The organism is Paenibacillus sp. PK3_47 (assembly GCF_023520895.1).
Classification (GTDB): Bacteria; Bacillota; Bacilli; order Paenibacillales; family Paenibacillaceae; genus Paenibacillus_AQ.
The window spans coordinates 4,651,369-4,667,536 of the sequence record NZ_CP026029.1 but is presented as its reverse complement, the minus strand read 5'-3'; the positions used below and the strand labels follow the sequence as shown (position 1 = coordinate 4,667,536).

The 16,168-nt window shown below is 52.7% G+C and carries 13 protein-coding genes; 8 read left to right on the top strand and 5 right to left on the bottom strand.

The window, feature by feature from the left end:
* Nucleotides 1-11: 11 nt before the first annotated feature.
* Together C2I18_RS20375 and C2I18_RS20370 are read right to left on the bottom strand one after the other, a co-directional pair.
* Nucleotides 12-899, bottom strand: a complete 888-nt coding sequence (locus tag C2I18_RS20375) for a carbohydrate ABC transporter permease (protein ID WP_249897561.1) — start codon at nt 897-899, stop codon at nt 12-14.
* A gap of 16 nt (nt 900-915) precedes the next feature.
* Nucleotides 916-1,884, bottom strand: a complete 969-nt coding sequence (locus C2I18_RS20370) for an ABC transporter permease (RefSeq protein ID WP_249897560.1) — start codon at nt 1,882-1,884, stop codon at nt 916-918.
* A gap of 251 nt (nt 1,885-2,135) precedes the next feature.
* On the opposite strand from C2I18_RS20370, the gene C2I18_RS20365 reads away from it, so the two are divergent.
* A complete protein-coding gene (locus C2I18_RS20365; RefSeq protein ID WP_249897559.1) occupies nt 2,136-4,124 on the top strand; it encodes a beta-galactosidase in 1,989 nt (662 codons plus the stop codon).
* A 429-nt stretch (nt 4,125-4,553) separates the two neighbouring features.
* On the opposite strand, the gene C2I18_RS20360 is transcribed toward C2I18_RS20365, so the two are convergent.
* From C2I18_RS20360 to licT, 3 genes are all read right to left on the bottom strand, one after another.
* On the bottom strand, nt 4,554-6,017 hold the full coding sequence (locus C2I18_RS20360) for a glycoside hydrolase family 1 protein (protein WP_249897558.1): 1,464 nt from the start codon (nt 6,015-6,017) through the stop codon (nt 4,554-4,556).
* A 226-nt stretch (nt 6,018-6,243) separates the two neighbouring features.
* Nucleotides 6,244-8,166, bottom strand: coding sequence for a beta-glucoside-specific PTS transporter subunit IIABC (locus tag C2I18_RS20355; RefSeq protein ID WP_249897557.1), 1,923 nt, complete (start codon nt 8,164-8,166; stop codon nt 6,244-6,246).
* 115 nt (nt 8,167-8,281) lie between these two features.
* On the bottom strand, nt 8,282-9,115 hold the full coding sequence (licT, locus tag C2I18_RS20350; RefSeq protein ID WP_249897556.1) for a BglG family transcription antiterminator LicT: 834 nt from the start codon (nt 9,113-9,115) through the stop codon (nt 8,282-8,284).
* 363 nt (nt 9,116-9,478) lie between these two features.
* Between licT and C2I18_RS20345 the strand changes: the two genes are divergently transcribed.
* The 7 genes from C2I18_RS20345 (at nt 9,479) to C2I18_RS20315 (ending at nt 16,069) form a co-directional block, all read left to right on the top strand.
* Complete coding sequence (locus C2I18_RS20345; protein WP_249897555.1) at nt 9,479-10,366, top strand: CPBP family intramembrane glutamic endopeptidase; 888 nt, start codon at nt 9,479-9,481, stop codon at nt 10,364-10,366.
* Nucleotides 10,367-10,448: 82 nt separating this feature from the next.
* Nucleotides 10,449-10,634: a hypothetical protein gene (locus C2I18_RS20340; protein WP_249897554.1), complete on the top strand. Its 186-nt coding sequence runs from the start codon at nt 10,449-10,451 to the stop codon at nt 10,632-10,634.
* A gap of 27 nt (nt 10,635-10,661) precedes the next feature.
* On the top strand, nt 10,662-12,236 hold the full coding sequence (locus tag C2I18_RS20335) for a helix-turn-helix domain-containing protein (protein ID WP_249897553.1): 1,575 nt from the start codon (nt 10,662-10,664) through the stop codon (nt 12,234-12,236).
* Between the two features lie 88 nt (nt 12,237-12,324).
* Entirely contained in the window at nt 12,325-13,314 is a 990-nt protein-coding gene (locus tag C2I18_RS20330) for an ABC transporter permease (RefSeq protein ID WP_249897552.1), read from the top strand.
* Complete coding sequence (locus C2I18_RS20325) at nt 13,307-14,254, top strand: iron chelate uptake ABC transporter family permease subunit (RefSeq protein ID WP_249897551.1); 948 nt, start codon at nt 13,307-13,309, stop codon at nt 14,252-14,254. Before C2I18_RS20330 ends, C2I18_RS20325 begins: the two co-directional genes overlap by 8 nt.
* Nucleotides 14,251-15,018: an iron ABC transporter ATP-binding protein gene (locus C2I18_RS20320; RefSeq protein WP_249897550.1), complete on the top strand. Its 768-nt coding sequence runs from the start codon at nt 14,251-14,253 to the stop codon at nt 15,016-15,018. Before C2I18_RS20325 ends, C2I18_RS20320 begins: the two co-directional genes overlap by 4 nt.
* Before the next feature lie 31 nt (nt 15,019-15,049).
* Entirely contained in the window at nt 15,050-16,069 is a 1,020-nt protein-coding gene (locus tag C2I18_RS20315; RefSeq protein ID WP_249897549.1) for a siderophore ABC transporter substrate-binding protein, read from the top strand.
* The last annotated feature ends 99 nt before the right edge of the window (nt 16,070-16,168 follow it).

Sequence of the window (16,168 nt, the reverse complement as noted above, 5' to 3'; positions counted from 1 at the left end):
AGCATAACAGATTAACCTTTAACTGAACCGAGCATCACCCCTTTTGCGAAATGTTTTTGCAGAAACGGATAGACACACATAATCGGAAGTGTGCCGACCACGATTACAGCCATTTTGATCGACTGCTCAGGCGGCTGTACGAAATTCGGGTCCATGCTGCTGAGATCGCCGGCTGCCGCCTGGGACAGCATAACGATCTGGCGCAGCATGACCTGCAGCGGCCATTTGGACGGATCATTGATGTACAGCAGCGCCGAGAAGAAGTTGTTCCAGTGTCCCACCGCATAAAAGAGGGTAAAGGTCGCGAGAACCGGCTTCGAGAGCGGCAGGACAATTTTCCACAGCAGACCCAGCTCGCTGCAGCCGTCGATCCGCGCCGCCTCCTCCATTTCAACCGGAAGCTCCTGGAAGAAGTTTTTGACGATAATCAGGTTAAAGGCGCTGATAGCCCCCGGCAGAATGAGTGCGTTAAGGGTATCCAGAAGCTGCAGATCACGGATTACCAGATAAGTGGGAATCATCCCTCCGCCGAACAGCATGGTGAAGATAACCAGATTAAGGATCGTATTGCGGCCCATCAGATACCGTTTGGCCATCGGATAGGCCATGGTTACCGTAAAGAACAGATTGACAATCGTCCCGATGACCGTTACATATAACGACACCCCGATGCTCCGTACAATCGTATCCGTAGAAAAGATGAATTTATAAGCATCAAACGAAATGGTGGTCGGAATCAGGAAGACAGCACGCTTTGTAATTTCCGCCTCAGTTGCGAACGAACCGGCGACTACGAACAGGAACGGCAGGATGGCGACGATTCCGATAATTCCCAGGATAATATAATTGAAGATGTCAAAGGCAACCTCTCCAGTACTGCGATATTGCTTCTTAACCACACGCGCAGCCTCCCTCTTAGTAAAGTCCCGATTCGCCGAATTTCTTGGCGAGCCAGTTGGTGCCGAGCACCAGTACAACCCCGATGACCGATTTGAACAGTCCGACAGCCGTACTGTAGCTGAATGCCCCCTGGGTAATCCCCAGCGCATACACATAGGTATCGAACACTTCAGCCACTTCGCGGTTGAGCGCATTCATCATCAGATAAATCTGCTCGAACCCGTTATCCAGAATTGTACCCATCCGCAGAATCAGCAGAATAACAATCGTGCTGCGGATCGCGGGCAGTGTAATATGCCAGATCTGCCGCCAGCGGCTGGCCCCGTCCATTACCGCAGCCTCATATTGCTCCACATCAACACCTGCAAGCGCCGCAAGGAAGATAATTGTTCCCCAGCCGCATTCCTTCCAGATCGTCTGCAGAATGATCAGCGGCCGGAACCAGTCGGGGTCGGCGAGGAAATCGATTTTGCTGCCTGTAACCGTATACAGAAATTCATTGACCGCTCCGCCCTGAGTAGTCAGAAAGACATAGGAGATACTGGCGACGATAACCATGGATATAAAATGGGGCACATAAATGAGCGTCTGAATCGTACGTTTGTAGAAAGACAACCTTATCTCATTTAATAGCAGCGCCAGTATAATCGGTGCCGGGAAAAAGAACACCAGATTAAGCAGGGACAATACAAGTGTGTTGCGCAGCAGCATGAAAAAGTCAGGATTCTGGAAAAAGGTACGGAAATGCTCCAGTCCCACCCATTCGCTTTTCATGAAGCCCAGGAAAGGCTGGAAATCCTTGAACGCGAGCAGGATCCCCCACATTGGCACATATTTAAACAGCAGAAAATACAGGAGTCCCGGGGTCAGCAGGATGTATAGCCATTTATCCCGCCTCAGGCGTTTGAAGATCAGCTCCCGCTTGCTGGGGTACACGCCGGCAGTATGAATCTCCGCCGTTCCTATCGCCGCTCCTTGTTTCATTACACTCACCTCCGATTGGATATGCAGCCTTGTCTAATCTCTGGGGCTGCGGTTCCCATTATGGCTCCAGGGCCATTTTCCGGCAATCAGACTTTTTGGATAGCCTGCTGGAATCGCAGTTATAGGCCCTGTACTTCCCTGGTCAACAAAGTGCAAAGCCGGCAAAACTTTACTATTGCCTGCCAAAAGCGCAGCAACTATGATGCCTAGAGATTAAATTCCCTCATCTAGAGTTCCGGGAGGTAAAGCAAGTGGAGCACAAACTGTACTACGGCGCCGCGTGGTATCCAGAGCTGTGGGGAGAGGCCGAACGCCTGCGTGATCTTCAGCTCATGAAGGACACCGGCATCAATCTTGTCCGCATAGGAGAGTTCATCTGGTCCGGGATGGAGCCTTCGGAAGGTGAAATCGACGTCCGTCCGTTCGCCGAACATATCCAGCTCCTGCATGCCCACGGGATCGACACGGTCATGTGTACACCGACCGCCACTCCGCCGGTCTGGCTGACAGACGGGCATCCGGAGCGTCTGTTCATCAAGGCGGACGGATCGGTGATGAGCCACGGGTCCAGGCAGCATATCTGTACGAATAACCCTTACTTCCGTCAGCGGGCTGCCGTTATTGCAGAGCATCTGGGCAGGGAGCTGGGCCGGCTGCCGGGCCTTGCTGCCTGGCAGCTCGACAATGAATTTAAGGCGCATGTGGCCGAATGCATGTGCGGCACCTGCAAAATGCTATGGCATGAATGGCTGGAGCAGCGTTACGGAAGCATAGGGCAGCTGAATGAAGCGTGGGGAACCGGCGTCTGGAGCCATACCTACCAGCGTTTTGACCAGGTGCCTCAGCCGGTGGCTACACCCTTTTTGCACAACTCATCGCTTGTAACTATGTACCGTCTGTTCCAGATGGAGCAGATCGCCGGGTTTGCTGCTGAGCAGGCCGCCATTCTGCGCCGTTATTCAGATGCTCCGATTACCCACAACAGCAGTGTCGCGTTTCATCTGGATAATGAGCAGCTGTTCCGGGAGCTGGATTTCGCTTCCTATGACACCTACGCCTCCCAGGCCAACAGGCATGCTTATCTGCTGAACTGCGATCTCTGGCGCAATATCAAGCCGGGCCGGGATTTCTGGCTGCTTGAAACCAGCCCGTCCTACGCCGGTTCGCTGACAAGCTACGGCCAGCCGCATCCGGACGGCTATCTCACAGCCGAAGCAGTGTCCGCCTATGCGCTGGGAGCAGGCAGCTTCTGCTACTGGCTGTGGCGGCAGCAGCGTTCCGGCAGCGAGCAGATGCACAGCTCGGTCATCAGCGCCTGGGGTGAGCCGGCGCTGGGCTATGATAATGTCCAGAAAGCTTCGGCGGCACGGCTGGCCATTGAACCGCATATGCTGGCTACCCGTCCGGTGCAGGCCGAGGTCGCCATCACCTATTCGGACCGGACCAAGGCTTATCTTGCGACAGAGCCGCACCGGGGGCTGAACTACCGTTCCCTGCTGGGCGATTTCTACAAACGGATTCTGGACATGGGCATTCACCGTGATCTTGTGCCTGAGGGCGGCGACCTCAGCGGCTACAGGCTGCTGTTCACCCCTTTCGTGCATTATCTGTCTCCCGAGTATCTGCAGAAGGCGCTCGCTTTCGCGGAAGCGGGCGGCATCTGGATCGCAGGCCCGTTGACCGGCGGCCGCACGGCGGAGCACACCCTGCATACGGGTGCTGCTCTGGGAGAGCTGGAGAAGTGTGCAGGTGTGCACACCAAATACGTCTACCCGATGGAGGGGACCGGCAGCATTGGGGAGGCCTTTGGCATTTCCGCGCCGCTGTCCTTATGGAGCGCGGTGTTTGAGCCGCTGCCCGGCGGAGCTTCCGTGGCCGGTACGGTCACCGGAGGGCGGACGCCGGGCCTGGCTTTCCTGACCGAGCAGCCCTATGGCCGCGGGGCCATTGTCATGCTCGGATCGCTGCCCGCCGGGGAAGCGGGCGACCGGCTGCTGCGGGCGCTGATCGGGCATTACGCCGGCCGGGCCGGGGTAACCCTGCACAGCGACGTTACCGCAGGCACCGTCGTGTGCCCAAGGCGCGGCCCCGCCGGGGACATGTGGACTATCGTCAACATGGACGGGCTCGGCGGGAGCGTTACCCTGCCCGGCGGCGGGCGGGATGCGCTGGGCGGCGGGGCTGTGCCAGCCGGTCCGCTGGCTGTCGGGCCTTACGAATACAGGCTTATTGCACTGTAATTTAAGACGAAAACCAAAAAAGCAGTATGCACCCGGACGTTCTGTCCGCTGCATACTGCTTTTTTAAAAAATCATGCTGCACTTGACGGGTTAGCTCTTAACTTAGTGCCTCACACCACTCACCCGCAGGCTATAATTGCACTTTATACATTTAAACCGCCGGTTTTCCGGCGAATATCCCCTTTAGTTGTATTCTGTGCAGTTAAAATCCGGCAAAAGGCGTGTTCCAGCCGAAACCGGCAGATTTAAATGTATGAAATACAGCTATACGCCGCTGGTGCGGAAACATACCCTTTTTAAGTGTACAAACTACACCTATATGAAGCCGGCCCCCCTGTTTCCCGGGAAATGATCAGTAAGACCCGGATTATCACGCTGCGCTGTGAGGCAGACGAATAGCAGTGGACCCGCAGGAGTTTTCCACAAGCTTTAGTCCAGATCCGCACCGTTACTGGCGATCGCCTTTTGATACCAGTAGAAGCTCTTCTTCTTGAACCGGTTCAGCGTACCGTTTCCTTCATCATCCTGATCGACATAGATCACACCATAGCGCTTGGACATTTCCGAGGTAGACGCGCTGATGATATCAATCGCACCCCAGCTGGTATAGCCCATCACTTCAACGCCATCCATTACAGCTTCCTTCACTTGGGTGATGTGCTTGCGCAGATAGTCAATCCGGTAATCGTCGTTAATCGACCCGTCTTCTTCTACCTTATCTTTGGCCCCGAGGCCATTTTCCACGACGAACAGCGGAAGCTGATAACGGTCATAGAGCTCCTTGAGCACAATGCGCAGACCGATCGGATCCAGCTGCCAGCCCCACTCGGTAACCTGGAGGTTCGGATTTTTGACCGTACTGAACAGGTTGCCGCCGGTAACGCCGTATTTCTCCGGATCGACTGTCGAGATAAGCGAGGTGTAGTAGCTGAAAGAGATAAAGTCCACCGTGTGCTCACGCAGCAGCTGCTCATCCCCGGGCTCGACCGCGAGGTTAATGTTATTTTCGGCAAAATACCGCTTCACAAACGGAGGGTAACTGCCCCGCGCCTGTACATCCGTATGCAGCAGGTTGAGCTGGTTGTCCACTTGTGCCTGAAGCACATCTTCCGGGCTGCTGGTCGCCGGGTAATGGATCATCCGCGCCAGCATGCAGCCGATTTTAAAATCAGGATTAATCTCCCGGGCTTTCTTCGTAGCCAGACTGCTGGCCACAAACTGGTGATGCAGCGCCTGATAGGACGCCTCACGGATATTATCCACGGTATCTTCTACTACGCCGCCGCCGGTGAACGGTTCAATGACTGTAGTGTTGATCTCATTAAAAGTAAGCCAGTATTTTACCTTGTCCTTATACCGGGTCATCACGGTTTCCGCATACTTCTCATAGAACGCGATAATCTTGCGGTTTCTCCAGCCGCCGTATTTCAGGACCAGCGACATCGGCATTTCATAGTGTGACAGCGTTACGAGCGGCTCAATCCCGTGCTTAAGCATTTCATCGAACATGTCGTCGTAGAACTGCAGCCCTTTTTCATTCGGCTCGGCATCATCCCCGTTCGGGAAAATCCGCGGCCAGTTGATCGACATCCGGAACACCTTGAAGCCCAGCTCGCCGAACAGCGCAATATCTTCTTTATAACGGTGGTAAAAATCAATGCCGTAACGCTTCGGATACCCCTCAGCCGTTGGATGCTGCATCGCCCGCTGGATGGATTCGCTCGTGACATGCATCAGCTCTTTCAGATTGGTGTAGTCTTTTTTCTTAAAATAAGGCACCATGTCCGCCGTGGACAGCCCTTTTCCGTCTGCGTCAAAAGCCCCTTCAGCCTGGTTGGCGGCAATTGCCCCGCCCCACAGGAAACCTTCCGGAAAACCTTGTTGTATGCTCAATGTGCTCAGCTCCTTAGTAGTGTTAAAATAAAATGCTGTCTGTGGGCTATGACCGTAACTGCGGGGAATGTCTGGACTTCCAGTCGCTGTTGTCTCCAGATGTTTTGATCGTGCCTCTGCTGGCGGATAACATCCGGAGACAAAGGCGAACGCTGTCGCCCTTCCTTCCGTTCCAAACTTCCCCTCCGTTACTCCTGCCTCTATTCAGCTTGTCTTAAACTTCACTCTACAGCTCCGCCTTCAGCACCGGCTCACCGAATCCGACCGCTCCCAGCTTGACCGGCAGAACCTGCTTGTAGTCTGCGGTATTGGTAACAACCATCGCCGTTGTAATGTCGTAGTTCCGGGCAATCTGTTCCAGATCAAAGGTCAGCAGCTTGTCACCGGCCTGAATGGCATCACCGGTCTGCACATGCGCTTCAAAAAATTGCCCGCGCAGCTTCACCGTATTGATGCCGACGTGAATCAGCAGCTCCATGCCGGCGGCGCTGCGGATAACCAGAGCATGCTTTGTTTTGAACACGTTCATCACCGTGCCGCTGATCGGCGATACCAGTTCACCAACCGTAGGCACGAAAGCAATCCCTTTACCCATCAGCTCATCGCCAAAGGTAGGGTCGTTAACTTCCTGCAGCGGAATCGCTTTGCCAGTCATAGGTGCATAGGCCGTATCATCTGCAGTAGCGGAAGCAGGCTCATCTGTTATCTCTACCGGAGCTGGAGCTGTCACTGCTGAAGCTGCCCGGGCAGCCGGTGCTGCCGGCGGTGCGGTGCTGGCGCTAATTTGTCCGGCATCGTCACTTTCTTCCTTAAAGCCGAGCAGAACAGTGACCACAGCGGACAATACAAAGGCAATGCCCATCCCGCCGAGCGCATACCAGAAGGTCTGTCCAACAAGACCCGGCAGACCCGGAATCCCGCCGTTACCGGCCAAGGCATAAGCTTTGACTCCAAAGGCCAAAGCGAATCCGCCCCCGGCCGCGCTGCCGATCATAGCCGCGATGAACGGCTTTTTGTATTTCATGTTCACACCGTACATCGCAGGCTCGGTGACCCCCATCAGGGCAGTAACACTGGTGGACAAGGCAACAGACTTCAGCTTTTTATCCTTTGCCCGCAGGAATACGCCCATCGTTGCGCCGGCCTGGCCCATATTGGAAATGTACGTCAGCGGCAGGAACTTATCGAAGCCGAGGGTAGCCAGATTGCTGATAATTACCGGAACCAGGGCATAGTGCATCCCGGTCATCGTGATCAGAGCCATCGTTCCGCCGAGAATAATCCCGGAGATCAGTCCGCCTTCATTAAGCAGCCAGTTGATGCCGCCGGACAAGCCGTCACCGATAAAGGTGCCGAGCGGCCCGATTGCGATCAGCGTTACAGGCACCATGATCAACAGGGAGATCAGCGGAACCAGCAGCAGCTTAAGAGACGGGATGACAAAGCGGTCTACCGTTTTTTCCACATAGGAGAGCAGCCATACGGCCAGCAGAATAGGAATTACAGATGAAGCGTAGGAGACGGCGGTAACAGGTATGCTTAGAAAAGATACCGGCTCACCGCTGGATAGCAGCGCCCCCATATCAGGGTACATCAGCGCTGCACTGACTCCGGCCGCAATAAACGGGTTACTGCCGAATTTCCGGGCTGCGCTGAACGCGATCAGGATCGGCAGGAAGTAGAACACGCCGTCGCCGATGGCGGAGAGAATCCGGTACGTATCCGTTCCTGCGGACATCCATTCCAAAGTAACGAACAGGGCCAGCAGCCCTTTGAGAATACCCGCAGCGGTAATGGCCGGCAGCATCGGCGCGAACACACCTGCGATAGTTTCAAAAATTTTCAGAATCACATTCTGTTTCTTTTCGCCTTCTTTTTTGCTTCCTTCTGCATTTTGCTTGAGCGCCGGGAATGCCTTGACGACCTCATCATAGACTTTGGGAACGTCGTTCCCGATAATGACCTGGAACTGTTCTCCCGAGATGTTGGTGCCCATGACCATGTCCAGTTTTTTCAGCGCAGCCTGGTCGGCCTTGCTGTCGTCTTTAAGTTCGAAGCGCAGCCGCGTGACACAGTGATAAACCGAATTTACGTTGGACACTCCGCCTACAGACTTGACGATTTGTTGTGCCGTTACCTGATGTTTCATCGTGTATCCTCCTAATTTTGGCATTAAAAAAACCCGAATGAACACAGGGCTATCGCGTAAAAGCGTGCCGTGCTTCATCCGGGTTTTGCCTGATTGAACAGTAACAAGCCCCTTGTTATTTGGTTTTCATCAGCCGTTCCAGATGCAGCGTCAGATAGAGCTGCTCGGAATGCGTCATGGCATAATCGTAATTTTTCAGAATGAACGTTTCAATCTTGCGGATACATTTGAAGGTCTCGGGATAATTCTTCCTGACCACCTCATACAAATACTCCTCCGCGTCGTCATGACTGGAATGGGTGATGACCCGCTGGCAGAAATATTTGAGATGCGTAATGAATCTGAAGTAATTCACACTGTCCTCATCCAGATCCACGTGAAAATGATATTTGATGATGTTCATAATCTCCTGCAGCAGCTGCATCAGATGCGTCACATCGTTCATGGAATCATTGACTTCGGCATTAATGAAATGTAAGGCAATATTGCAGATCTCATCCTTGGGAAAATCTATGCCGAGCCGTTCTTTCAGAATGGTCAGCGCTTCTTTGGCCACATCATACTCTGCCTTATAAAAGTGCTGCACTTCCCAGGACAGCGGATTACGGACAATCTGGTCCCGCTCCATCCGCTGCACGGCAAAATGAATATGGTCCGAGAGCGAGACATAAATCCCGTCGCTGATCACCTTATTCAGCTGCATGCGCGCGAGACTGACGATATCATCCGTCACCTGCAAAATTTCAACCGGCATTTCCGTGACAATCGCCTTAAAGCGCTCGTAAATGGAGGAATCCTGCAGACGGAAGACCTTTTCAATCCGCTGTTCGTCAATCACATCACCCGCACGGAACTGGAAACCTATACCCCGGCCGAGGATCAGCAGTTCCTGGTTCTTCTCATCGAGTGTGCTGACGATATTGTTGTTGAAGATTTGCTTGATGATCACTGTAAACCCACCTGCTTTTGAGGAATCAAAAAAGGGCAAAACAACAATGGACATGACAGAATCATTTCCACTGTGGTTTTGCCCGCATTACCGGTAACAAGCCTCGGAAACAATTTAACATAAGCTGAAAACGGTGTCAACCTTTGTCGAAAAATATTTCCCGCTGCTGCTTTCAGGCTGCTTATTTGCTTCCGCTTATGCCCTGCGGTCACTGCTGTAACCTAATTTAACCAGGCGGCGCACGATATATTCATCCATCCTCAGTACCTATGATGTTTCTAACGGTCAATTCTGGATAAGGTCGATATATTTATAAATAGTTAATTTATGGAATTACAACTATTTAGGAGGGTTTCATTCACGATGCTGCATATGACAAAGGATGATTCGTCAATTTTCCAGGCAAAAAAAGTACCCGTTTGGGTGATCGCCGGTGTAGTTCTGCTTTACATTCTCTGCATTATGTTCGTAAACCTTGTTTATTTCACAGAGGGATACTATTACCCGCTAGCTAAACTCACCAACGGCTGGGTTGACGGAACGTTAAGCGGATCTCTGATCATCCTGTTTATGGATGTCATCCTTTTTCTGCTCATTATTGCCAAGGTTCCATGGAGGGATATGGGCTTAAGAAAGGAGAAGTTATTACCCGGGTTAACCGGTTTTCTGCTGTTCTGGTTTGCCTTACATATTGCTGATGGGCTGCTCAATTTCTTTGCCGGCTTTGGAAGCTATATCCGCTTCAATGAATTAATAACGTATGAACCGAATACCATCTTTGGCAGCTTGTTCGGGCAGCTTTTTGGCAATTCACTGGTGGAGGAAATTGTGTTCCGGGGATTTTTGTTCGTTCAGCTGTTTCTGTTATTTAAAAGAGTGAGGTCCTCTTCCCTGCGCCTGTGTGCGGCCCTGCTGAGTTCGCAGGTCATCTTTGCACTCACCCATATCCCCAACCGTATTTTTAACGGATACACAGGGATGGAATATGTTATTGATTTTTTCCAGCTTGTATACATGGGGATCATTTTCTGTTTACTCTATTGGTTGACCCGCAATCTCTTTTTTGTAGTCGGCGTCCACTCTCTGAATAATGTGAAGCTGCTGATCTGGAACAGTCACTACATGGAATACACCATTTTATACGGCATTCCGGTTTTGGTTATTCTGCTGCTCCTGCTCAAGCTTATACGCCATCGCTCCCCCCGGGCGGCGGTCCATACGCCTCCGCCTGCAGCCGGTGACCACACTTGAGCGCGTCCGGGAAAGCCTGTATCATGAACATACACCGGCCATAGCCGAAAATGACAAAACTCACATAAAGGAAGTGTGAACCATGACTTATTCACAGCGCTCAGCGCGTATAGGATCTTCATCTGATTACACCTATCTGGAACACCAGATCGGCATTGTCACAGAAGAATTGGCAGCAGCCGTACAGGAACAGGACGAAGCGCTGGCCGCAGACCTCCGGAAGAGGCTTGCCGCACTGGAAGAAGAACTCTCACTCCTGGAGGATTAAGCAGCATAGAAAGGGGATTTACCGAACGTGTCTTCTTTGGCTGAAGCAATCAGACAGCTTTTTTTCACATATACCGGTGCCGCTATCCTGCAGGTCGAAGAAGGCAGTCCACGTGAATGGTCTGCTCCGCAGGATGAAGCGGCTTTTGTATTCGTTATCCAGCACCGCCTGAAGGTGACGCTGCAGTCTCCTCATTCACAGCGCAGTGATTACATTTCCGGCGGTGAATTTATGCTGGTGCCCGCCGGCTGCTCCTGCATGCTGCAGAGCGAAACGGACCAGCCGGCTAAGTTTCTGCTTGTCCGGTTCGCTGTCCAGGGCTCGGACGAGGCAATGGATATGCTTCGCGGACTGGACCGTGAATATTTGTCGCATGAGGTGATCCGCTCGTTCCGTATGCCGCAGGTGAGACAATGGATAGAGGATTTCATGCGGGAAAGTGCGGCAGATGACTATGCCCATTACTGCCGGCTCCAGTCCCATCTATATATGATGGTATCCGGCTTCATACAATCCACCAGCAAGCCGAAGGCCGCAGAGGCCGACTTGCATAACTATGTGGAGCATGCCCGCGAGTACATCCAGAAGCGTTACCATGAAACGGTGGATATTGAAGAGCTTGCCCGCGCCTCCGGCGTCAGCTCCAGCCGGTTCTACCGTGCTTTCCGCCTGCACACCGGAATCAGTCCGCTGCAGTATGCCACATCCGTAAGACTGCATGCCGCCATGGGGCTGCTTGCCGGCGGCTCTTCCTCCGTTGCTGAAACTGCACATGCTGTCGGCTATCCCGATGAGCATTATTTCAGCAGATTGTTCAAGAAGCAGCTCGGCCTTAGTCCAAGTGATTACCTTGCTGCAGCCAGACGCAAAGTCGTAAGCCTGACGCCTGTCTTTCTCGGTGACCTGGAGCCGCTCGGAATTACACCCCGCTTATTGTTCGACCGTTATGATCTCGGACAGCCGGAAGAGGTTCTCCGCCGTCTAAGACAAGCCTCTCCCGACCTGATTCTCAGCCCTCCGGTCAGTGCGGATTTACAGGCTGCACTGGAAGACATCGCCCCGACTACTGTTATCACCTGGAAAGGCTATCCCTGGAAGCAGCGGTTCATGGATATCGCCGCACTGCTCGAATTGACACCTGTCGCCGGGCGCTGGCTTGCGCAGTATCATATGAAGATCAGCAATGCGCGGACACAGCTCCTTAAATATTGGGGCGACGAGCCTGTTCTTATTGCCGTCGCCAGGCAGCAGGATTTCGCCGTTTTCGGCAGGAACAGCCGCAAAATGAATGATTTATTTTACGGGGAACTGGGACTGTCCCGTCCGGATATCCTGGATACGCTGGATCTGGCAGGACTGTATTCGCTGCAGGAAATTGCAGAGATGGACTGCGGTAACCTTATGATTATGGTCCCCTCCGGACTGGAGCAGCTGGAGCTGGCCAGACTGGAGCAGAACTGGCGGCGGCTGGGCCCTGCGGGGTACAAAAAACGCTGCTTGTTCATCCCTTACGCCGGTGTACTCAATTATAACCCTGCCTGCTATGAGAGTCTTGTAGAGCAAGCCGTGTGGCATATCCGCAGCCGTATGGTCATCCGCTGAAAAATCCATTCCTTTTGAAGTAATGTCCAGCCCCATAGGAAAACAAATTCCGCTATAGTAACAATAGAAGTTGTGATAATGATTATCAATGAGAAATGAGAGCGAGGTGACCCCCGTTTCCAGCCTGTTCCGCAAAAGAGTTCTGGCGGCTGTGCTGCTCCTGCTCTCTGCAGTCTCTCTGTTCATTGGAGCCCGGGATCTTAGTCCGCTGGACCTGTTCTCCCTTGACGAGAGCCAGCGGCAGGTGCTGCTGATCAGCCGTCTGCCCCGCTTGATCAGCCTGATTATCGCGGGTGTTAGCATGAGCATCGTGGGCCTTATGATGCAGCAGCTCAGCCGCAACAAATTCGTGTCGCCGACCACAGGCGGGACCGATGATTCGGCAAGACTCGGCATTCTTGTCTCCATGCTGATGTTCGGTAATGCCGCTCCGATGCAGAAAATGCTGATTGCCTTCGTATTCGCGCTTGCCGGCACCTTCCTGTTCATGAAGCTGCTTGACCGGATCAAGCTGAAGGATGCGATTTTCATCCCTTTGGTGGGCCTGATGTTCGGGAATATTATCAGCTCGGTGACTACCTTTTTTGCCTACAAGCATGATCTGATCCAGAATATTTCCTCCTGGCTGCAGGGGAACTTCTCCCTTGTCATGACAGGGCGTTATGAGCTGTTATACCTCAGTATTCCGCTTGTTATAGTTGCATACATATATGCTGATAAATTCACGATTTCCGGTATGGGCGAGGAATTCGCCGTCGGCCTGGGACTGAATTACAGGCAGGTAGTCAACATCGGGCTGATCATCGTCTCACTGGTGTCCGTAGTCGTTATTATTACGGTCGGAACGATTCCTTTTCTCGGACTCATTATTCCGAATCTGGTCACACTGGTCCGCGGCGACCATCTGAAGAAGAGCCTGAGCCACACCGCACTGCTGGGTGCCGTCTTCATCCTGGCCTGCGATATTCTCGGGCGGGTCGTCATTTATCCCTATGAAATACCGATCGGCCTGACCGTCGGCGTCATCGGCAGCGGTATCTTTCTGTATCTGCTTTTGAGGAGAAAGGTCTATGAATAATACGGTCAAAATCAGCCTGCTGTCCCTCTTATGTCTTGCGCTGATCGCGCTGTTCCTGTTCACCGGCCTGATCGGGGAGTGGGACTATGTGTTCCCCCGCCGTCTGTACAAAGTTGCTGCTATTGCCATTACGGGCGCGGCCATTGCTTATTCCACACTTGTCTTCCAGACAGTAACGAACAATCGGATTCTGACACCGAGCATTATCGGTCTGGATTCATTGTATCTGCTGTTCCAGACGTTCATTATGTTCGTTTTCGGCTCTACGAGTGTACTCGTGAGAAATGCAGAACTGAACTTTCTGCTCTCTACAGCCTGTATGCTGGTGTTCGTGGCACTGCTGTACCGGCTGATGTTCAAACGCGAGGGGCGGCATCTCTACTTTCTTCTGCTGGTCGGGCTGGTGCTGGGCACGCTGTTCGGAAGCCTGTCGACTTTTATGCAGGTGCTGATTGATCCGAGTGAATTCCTGATTCTGCAGGGCAAAATGTTCGCCAGCTTCAACAACGTCAACATAGACCTGCTGCCGCTTGCTTTTGGCGTAATGATTGCAGTGCTGCTGTACGGGCTGCGGTTCCTGGGGATTCTGGACGTGCTGTCCCTCGGGCGGGATCATGCGGTTAATCTCGGTGTAGCCTATGACGCTATTATCAAAAGACTGCTGGCCGTTGCCGCCGTGCTCGTCTCCCTGTCGACCGCACTCGTCGGACCGATTACGTTCCTTGGCCTGCTGGTCGTCAACGTGGCTTATCAGCTGATGGTAACCTACCGTCACCGGTCCCTGCTTACCTCATCCATTCTCATCAGCATCGCTGCATTAATCGGCGGCCAGCTGCTTGTGGAACGTGTCTTTACCTTTTCGACCACGATCAGCGTCATTGTCAATTTTGCCGGAGGAAGCTATTTCCTGTACCTGTTGTTAAGGGAGAACAAACTATGATTGAAGTAAAAAATGTATCCAAAAGCTACGGCGGCAAGCCTGTGATTGAGGGCATATCGCTCACCATCCGCAAGGGCCAGGTTACCAGCTTCATCGGCCCGAACGGAGCAGGAAAAAGCACGCTGCTGTCAGTGATCAGCCGCTTGAACGCCAAAGATGCCGGAGAGGTGCTGATTGACGGGCGCGAGGTCGGGGCATGGAACAGCGGGGAGCTGGCGACCAAAATCTCGATTCTGAAGCAGTCCAACGCCATTGGCGTACGGCTGACGGTCCGGGAGCTGGTCAGCTTCGGCCGGTATCCCTACTCCAAAGGGCGGCTTACGGCCTCTGACCGGGAGGAGATCGACAAAGCCATTTTCTATCTGGAGCTGGACGAGCTGCAGGATAAATACCTCGACCAGCTCAGCGGCGGCCAGTGCCAGCGTGCTTTCATCGCCATGACGGTCGCGCAGAATACGGATTATGTCCTGCTGGACGAGCCGCTGAACAATCTGGATATGAAGCATTCCGTGCAGATTATGAAGGTGCTGCGGAGACTGGCCGATGAACTTGGCAAAACTGTAATTATTGTGCTGCATGACATCAATTTCGCTTCCTGCTACTCTGACCGCATTGTTGCGCTAAAGCACGGGAAGGTGGTGAGGGAAGGCAGCGCAGCGGAAATGATCAACCAGGATGTCCTGCGTGACATCTACGATATGGAAATTCCTGTTGAAGTTATCGGAGGCAACAAAATCGGCGTTTATTTCGCCGGCGCTTATTAACTTATCTCTAAATATAAAGGTGGGGGTTCCAATGAAAAACAGATTTTTCGGATTAGCGCTAATCCTGATGATGAGTATACTCCTGGCTGCATGCGGTACAAATTCAAACGGTGCTACCGGCAACAACAGTGCAGAAGCAGTGGTTGAAGCGGCTGCGGCTTCTCCGGAAGCTGCAGAGGCTAGTGAGGCTGCCGAAGCTCCTGCTGAAGCGGCGGAATTGACGATCAAGCATGAGCTCGGGGAAACCACAGTCAAGAAAAACCCGCAAACGGTCGTGGTCTTCGACTTCGGCGTACTGGATTCCCTGGATAAGCTCGGTGTAGCGGTAGCCGGTGTTCCGCAGGCCAATATTCCGCCATACCTTAGCAAATATGAAAGTGCCGATTATGCCAACGTCGGCGGTCTGAAGGAGCCGGATCTGGAGCAGATCAGCGAGCTGCAGCCGGATCTGATCCTTATTTCCGGCAGACAGTCTGATTATTATGAAGAATTGTCCAAGATCGGACCTACCGTATTCATGGGTGTAGATACGGAGCGCTATATGGAATCCTATCAGGAGAACGCAAAGATTCTGGGTGACATTTTTGGCAAGGAAACGGAAGTGACCACTGAACTCGACAACGTGTCTGCTTCCATTCAAACGCTGAACGATAAGGTAACCGCTGAAGGCAAAAATGCGCTGATCATTCTGGCCAACGACGGCAACATCAGCGCTTACGGCTCCGGCTCCCGCTTCGGCATTATCCATGATGTCTTCGGCTTCAAGCAGGCTGATGAGAATATTGAAGCCACTACTCACGGCCAAAGCGTATCCTTCGAGTATGTAGCCGAGAAGAACCCGGATTATCTGTTCGTCATTGACCGCGGCGCTGCCGTAAGCACCGGAGAGCCGGCTTCCAAGGAACTGATCGAAAATGATCTGGTCAAAGGCACGAATGCATACAAGAACGGCAAAATTGTCTACCTCGATCCGAGCTACTGGTACCTGTCCGGCGGCGGCCTGCTGTCTGTGGAGGCCATGGTTGAGGAAGTTTCGGCGGCGGTGGAATAAAGCTCATATTAGGCAAATGGAATAATGTAAATACTAGGCAATGGATTAATACACAGTAAACCTAGTCTGGCAAAGTAACATTTGGCTAGCACAGTTAGT

Excerpts from the sequence above, each read along its gene's own strand:
- C2I18_RS20315 (WP_249897549.1), top strand. The coding sequence starts at position 15,050 with ATGAAAAACAGATTTTTCGGATTAGCGCTAATCCTGATGATGAGTATA.
- C2I18_RS20345 (WP_249897555.1), top strand. The coding sequence starts at position 9,479 with ATGCTGCATATGACAAAGGATGATTCGTCAATTTTCCAGGCAAAAAAA.
- C2I18_RS20325 (WP_249897551.1), top strand. The coding sequence starts at position 13,307 with ATGAATAATACGGTCAAAATCAGCCTGCTGTCCCTCTTATGTCTTGCG.
- C2I18_RS20355 (WP_249897557.1), bottom strand. The coding sequence starts at position 8,166 with ATGAAACATCAGGTAACGGCACAACAAATCGTCAAGTCTGTAGGCGGA.
- C2I18_RS20320 (WP_249897550.1), top strand. The coding sequence starts at position 14,251 with ATGATTGAAGTAAAAAATGTATCCAAAAGCTACGGCGGCAAGCCTGTG.
- C2I18_RS20340 (WP_249897554.1), top strand. The coding sequence starts at position 10,449 with ATGACTTATTCACAGCGCTCAGCGCGTATAGGATCTTCATCTGATTAC.
- C2I18_RS20370 (WP_249897560.1), bottom strand. The coding sequence starts at position 1,884 with ATGAAACAAGGAGCGGCGATAGGAACGGCGGAGATTCATACTGCCGGC.
- C2I18_RS20330 (WP_249897552.1), top strand. The coding sequence starts at position 12,325 with ATGAGAAATGAGAGCGAGGTGACCCCCGTTTCCAGCCTGTTCCGCAAA.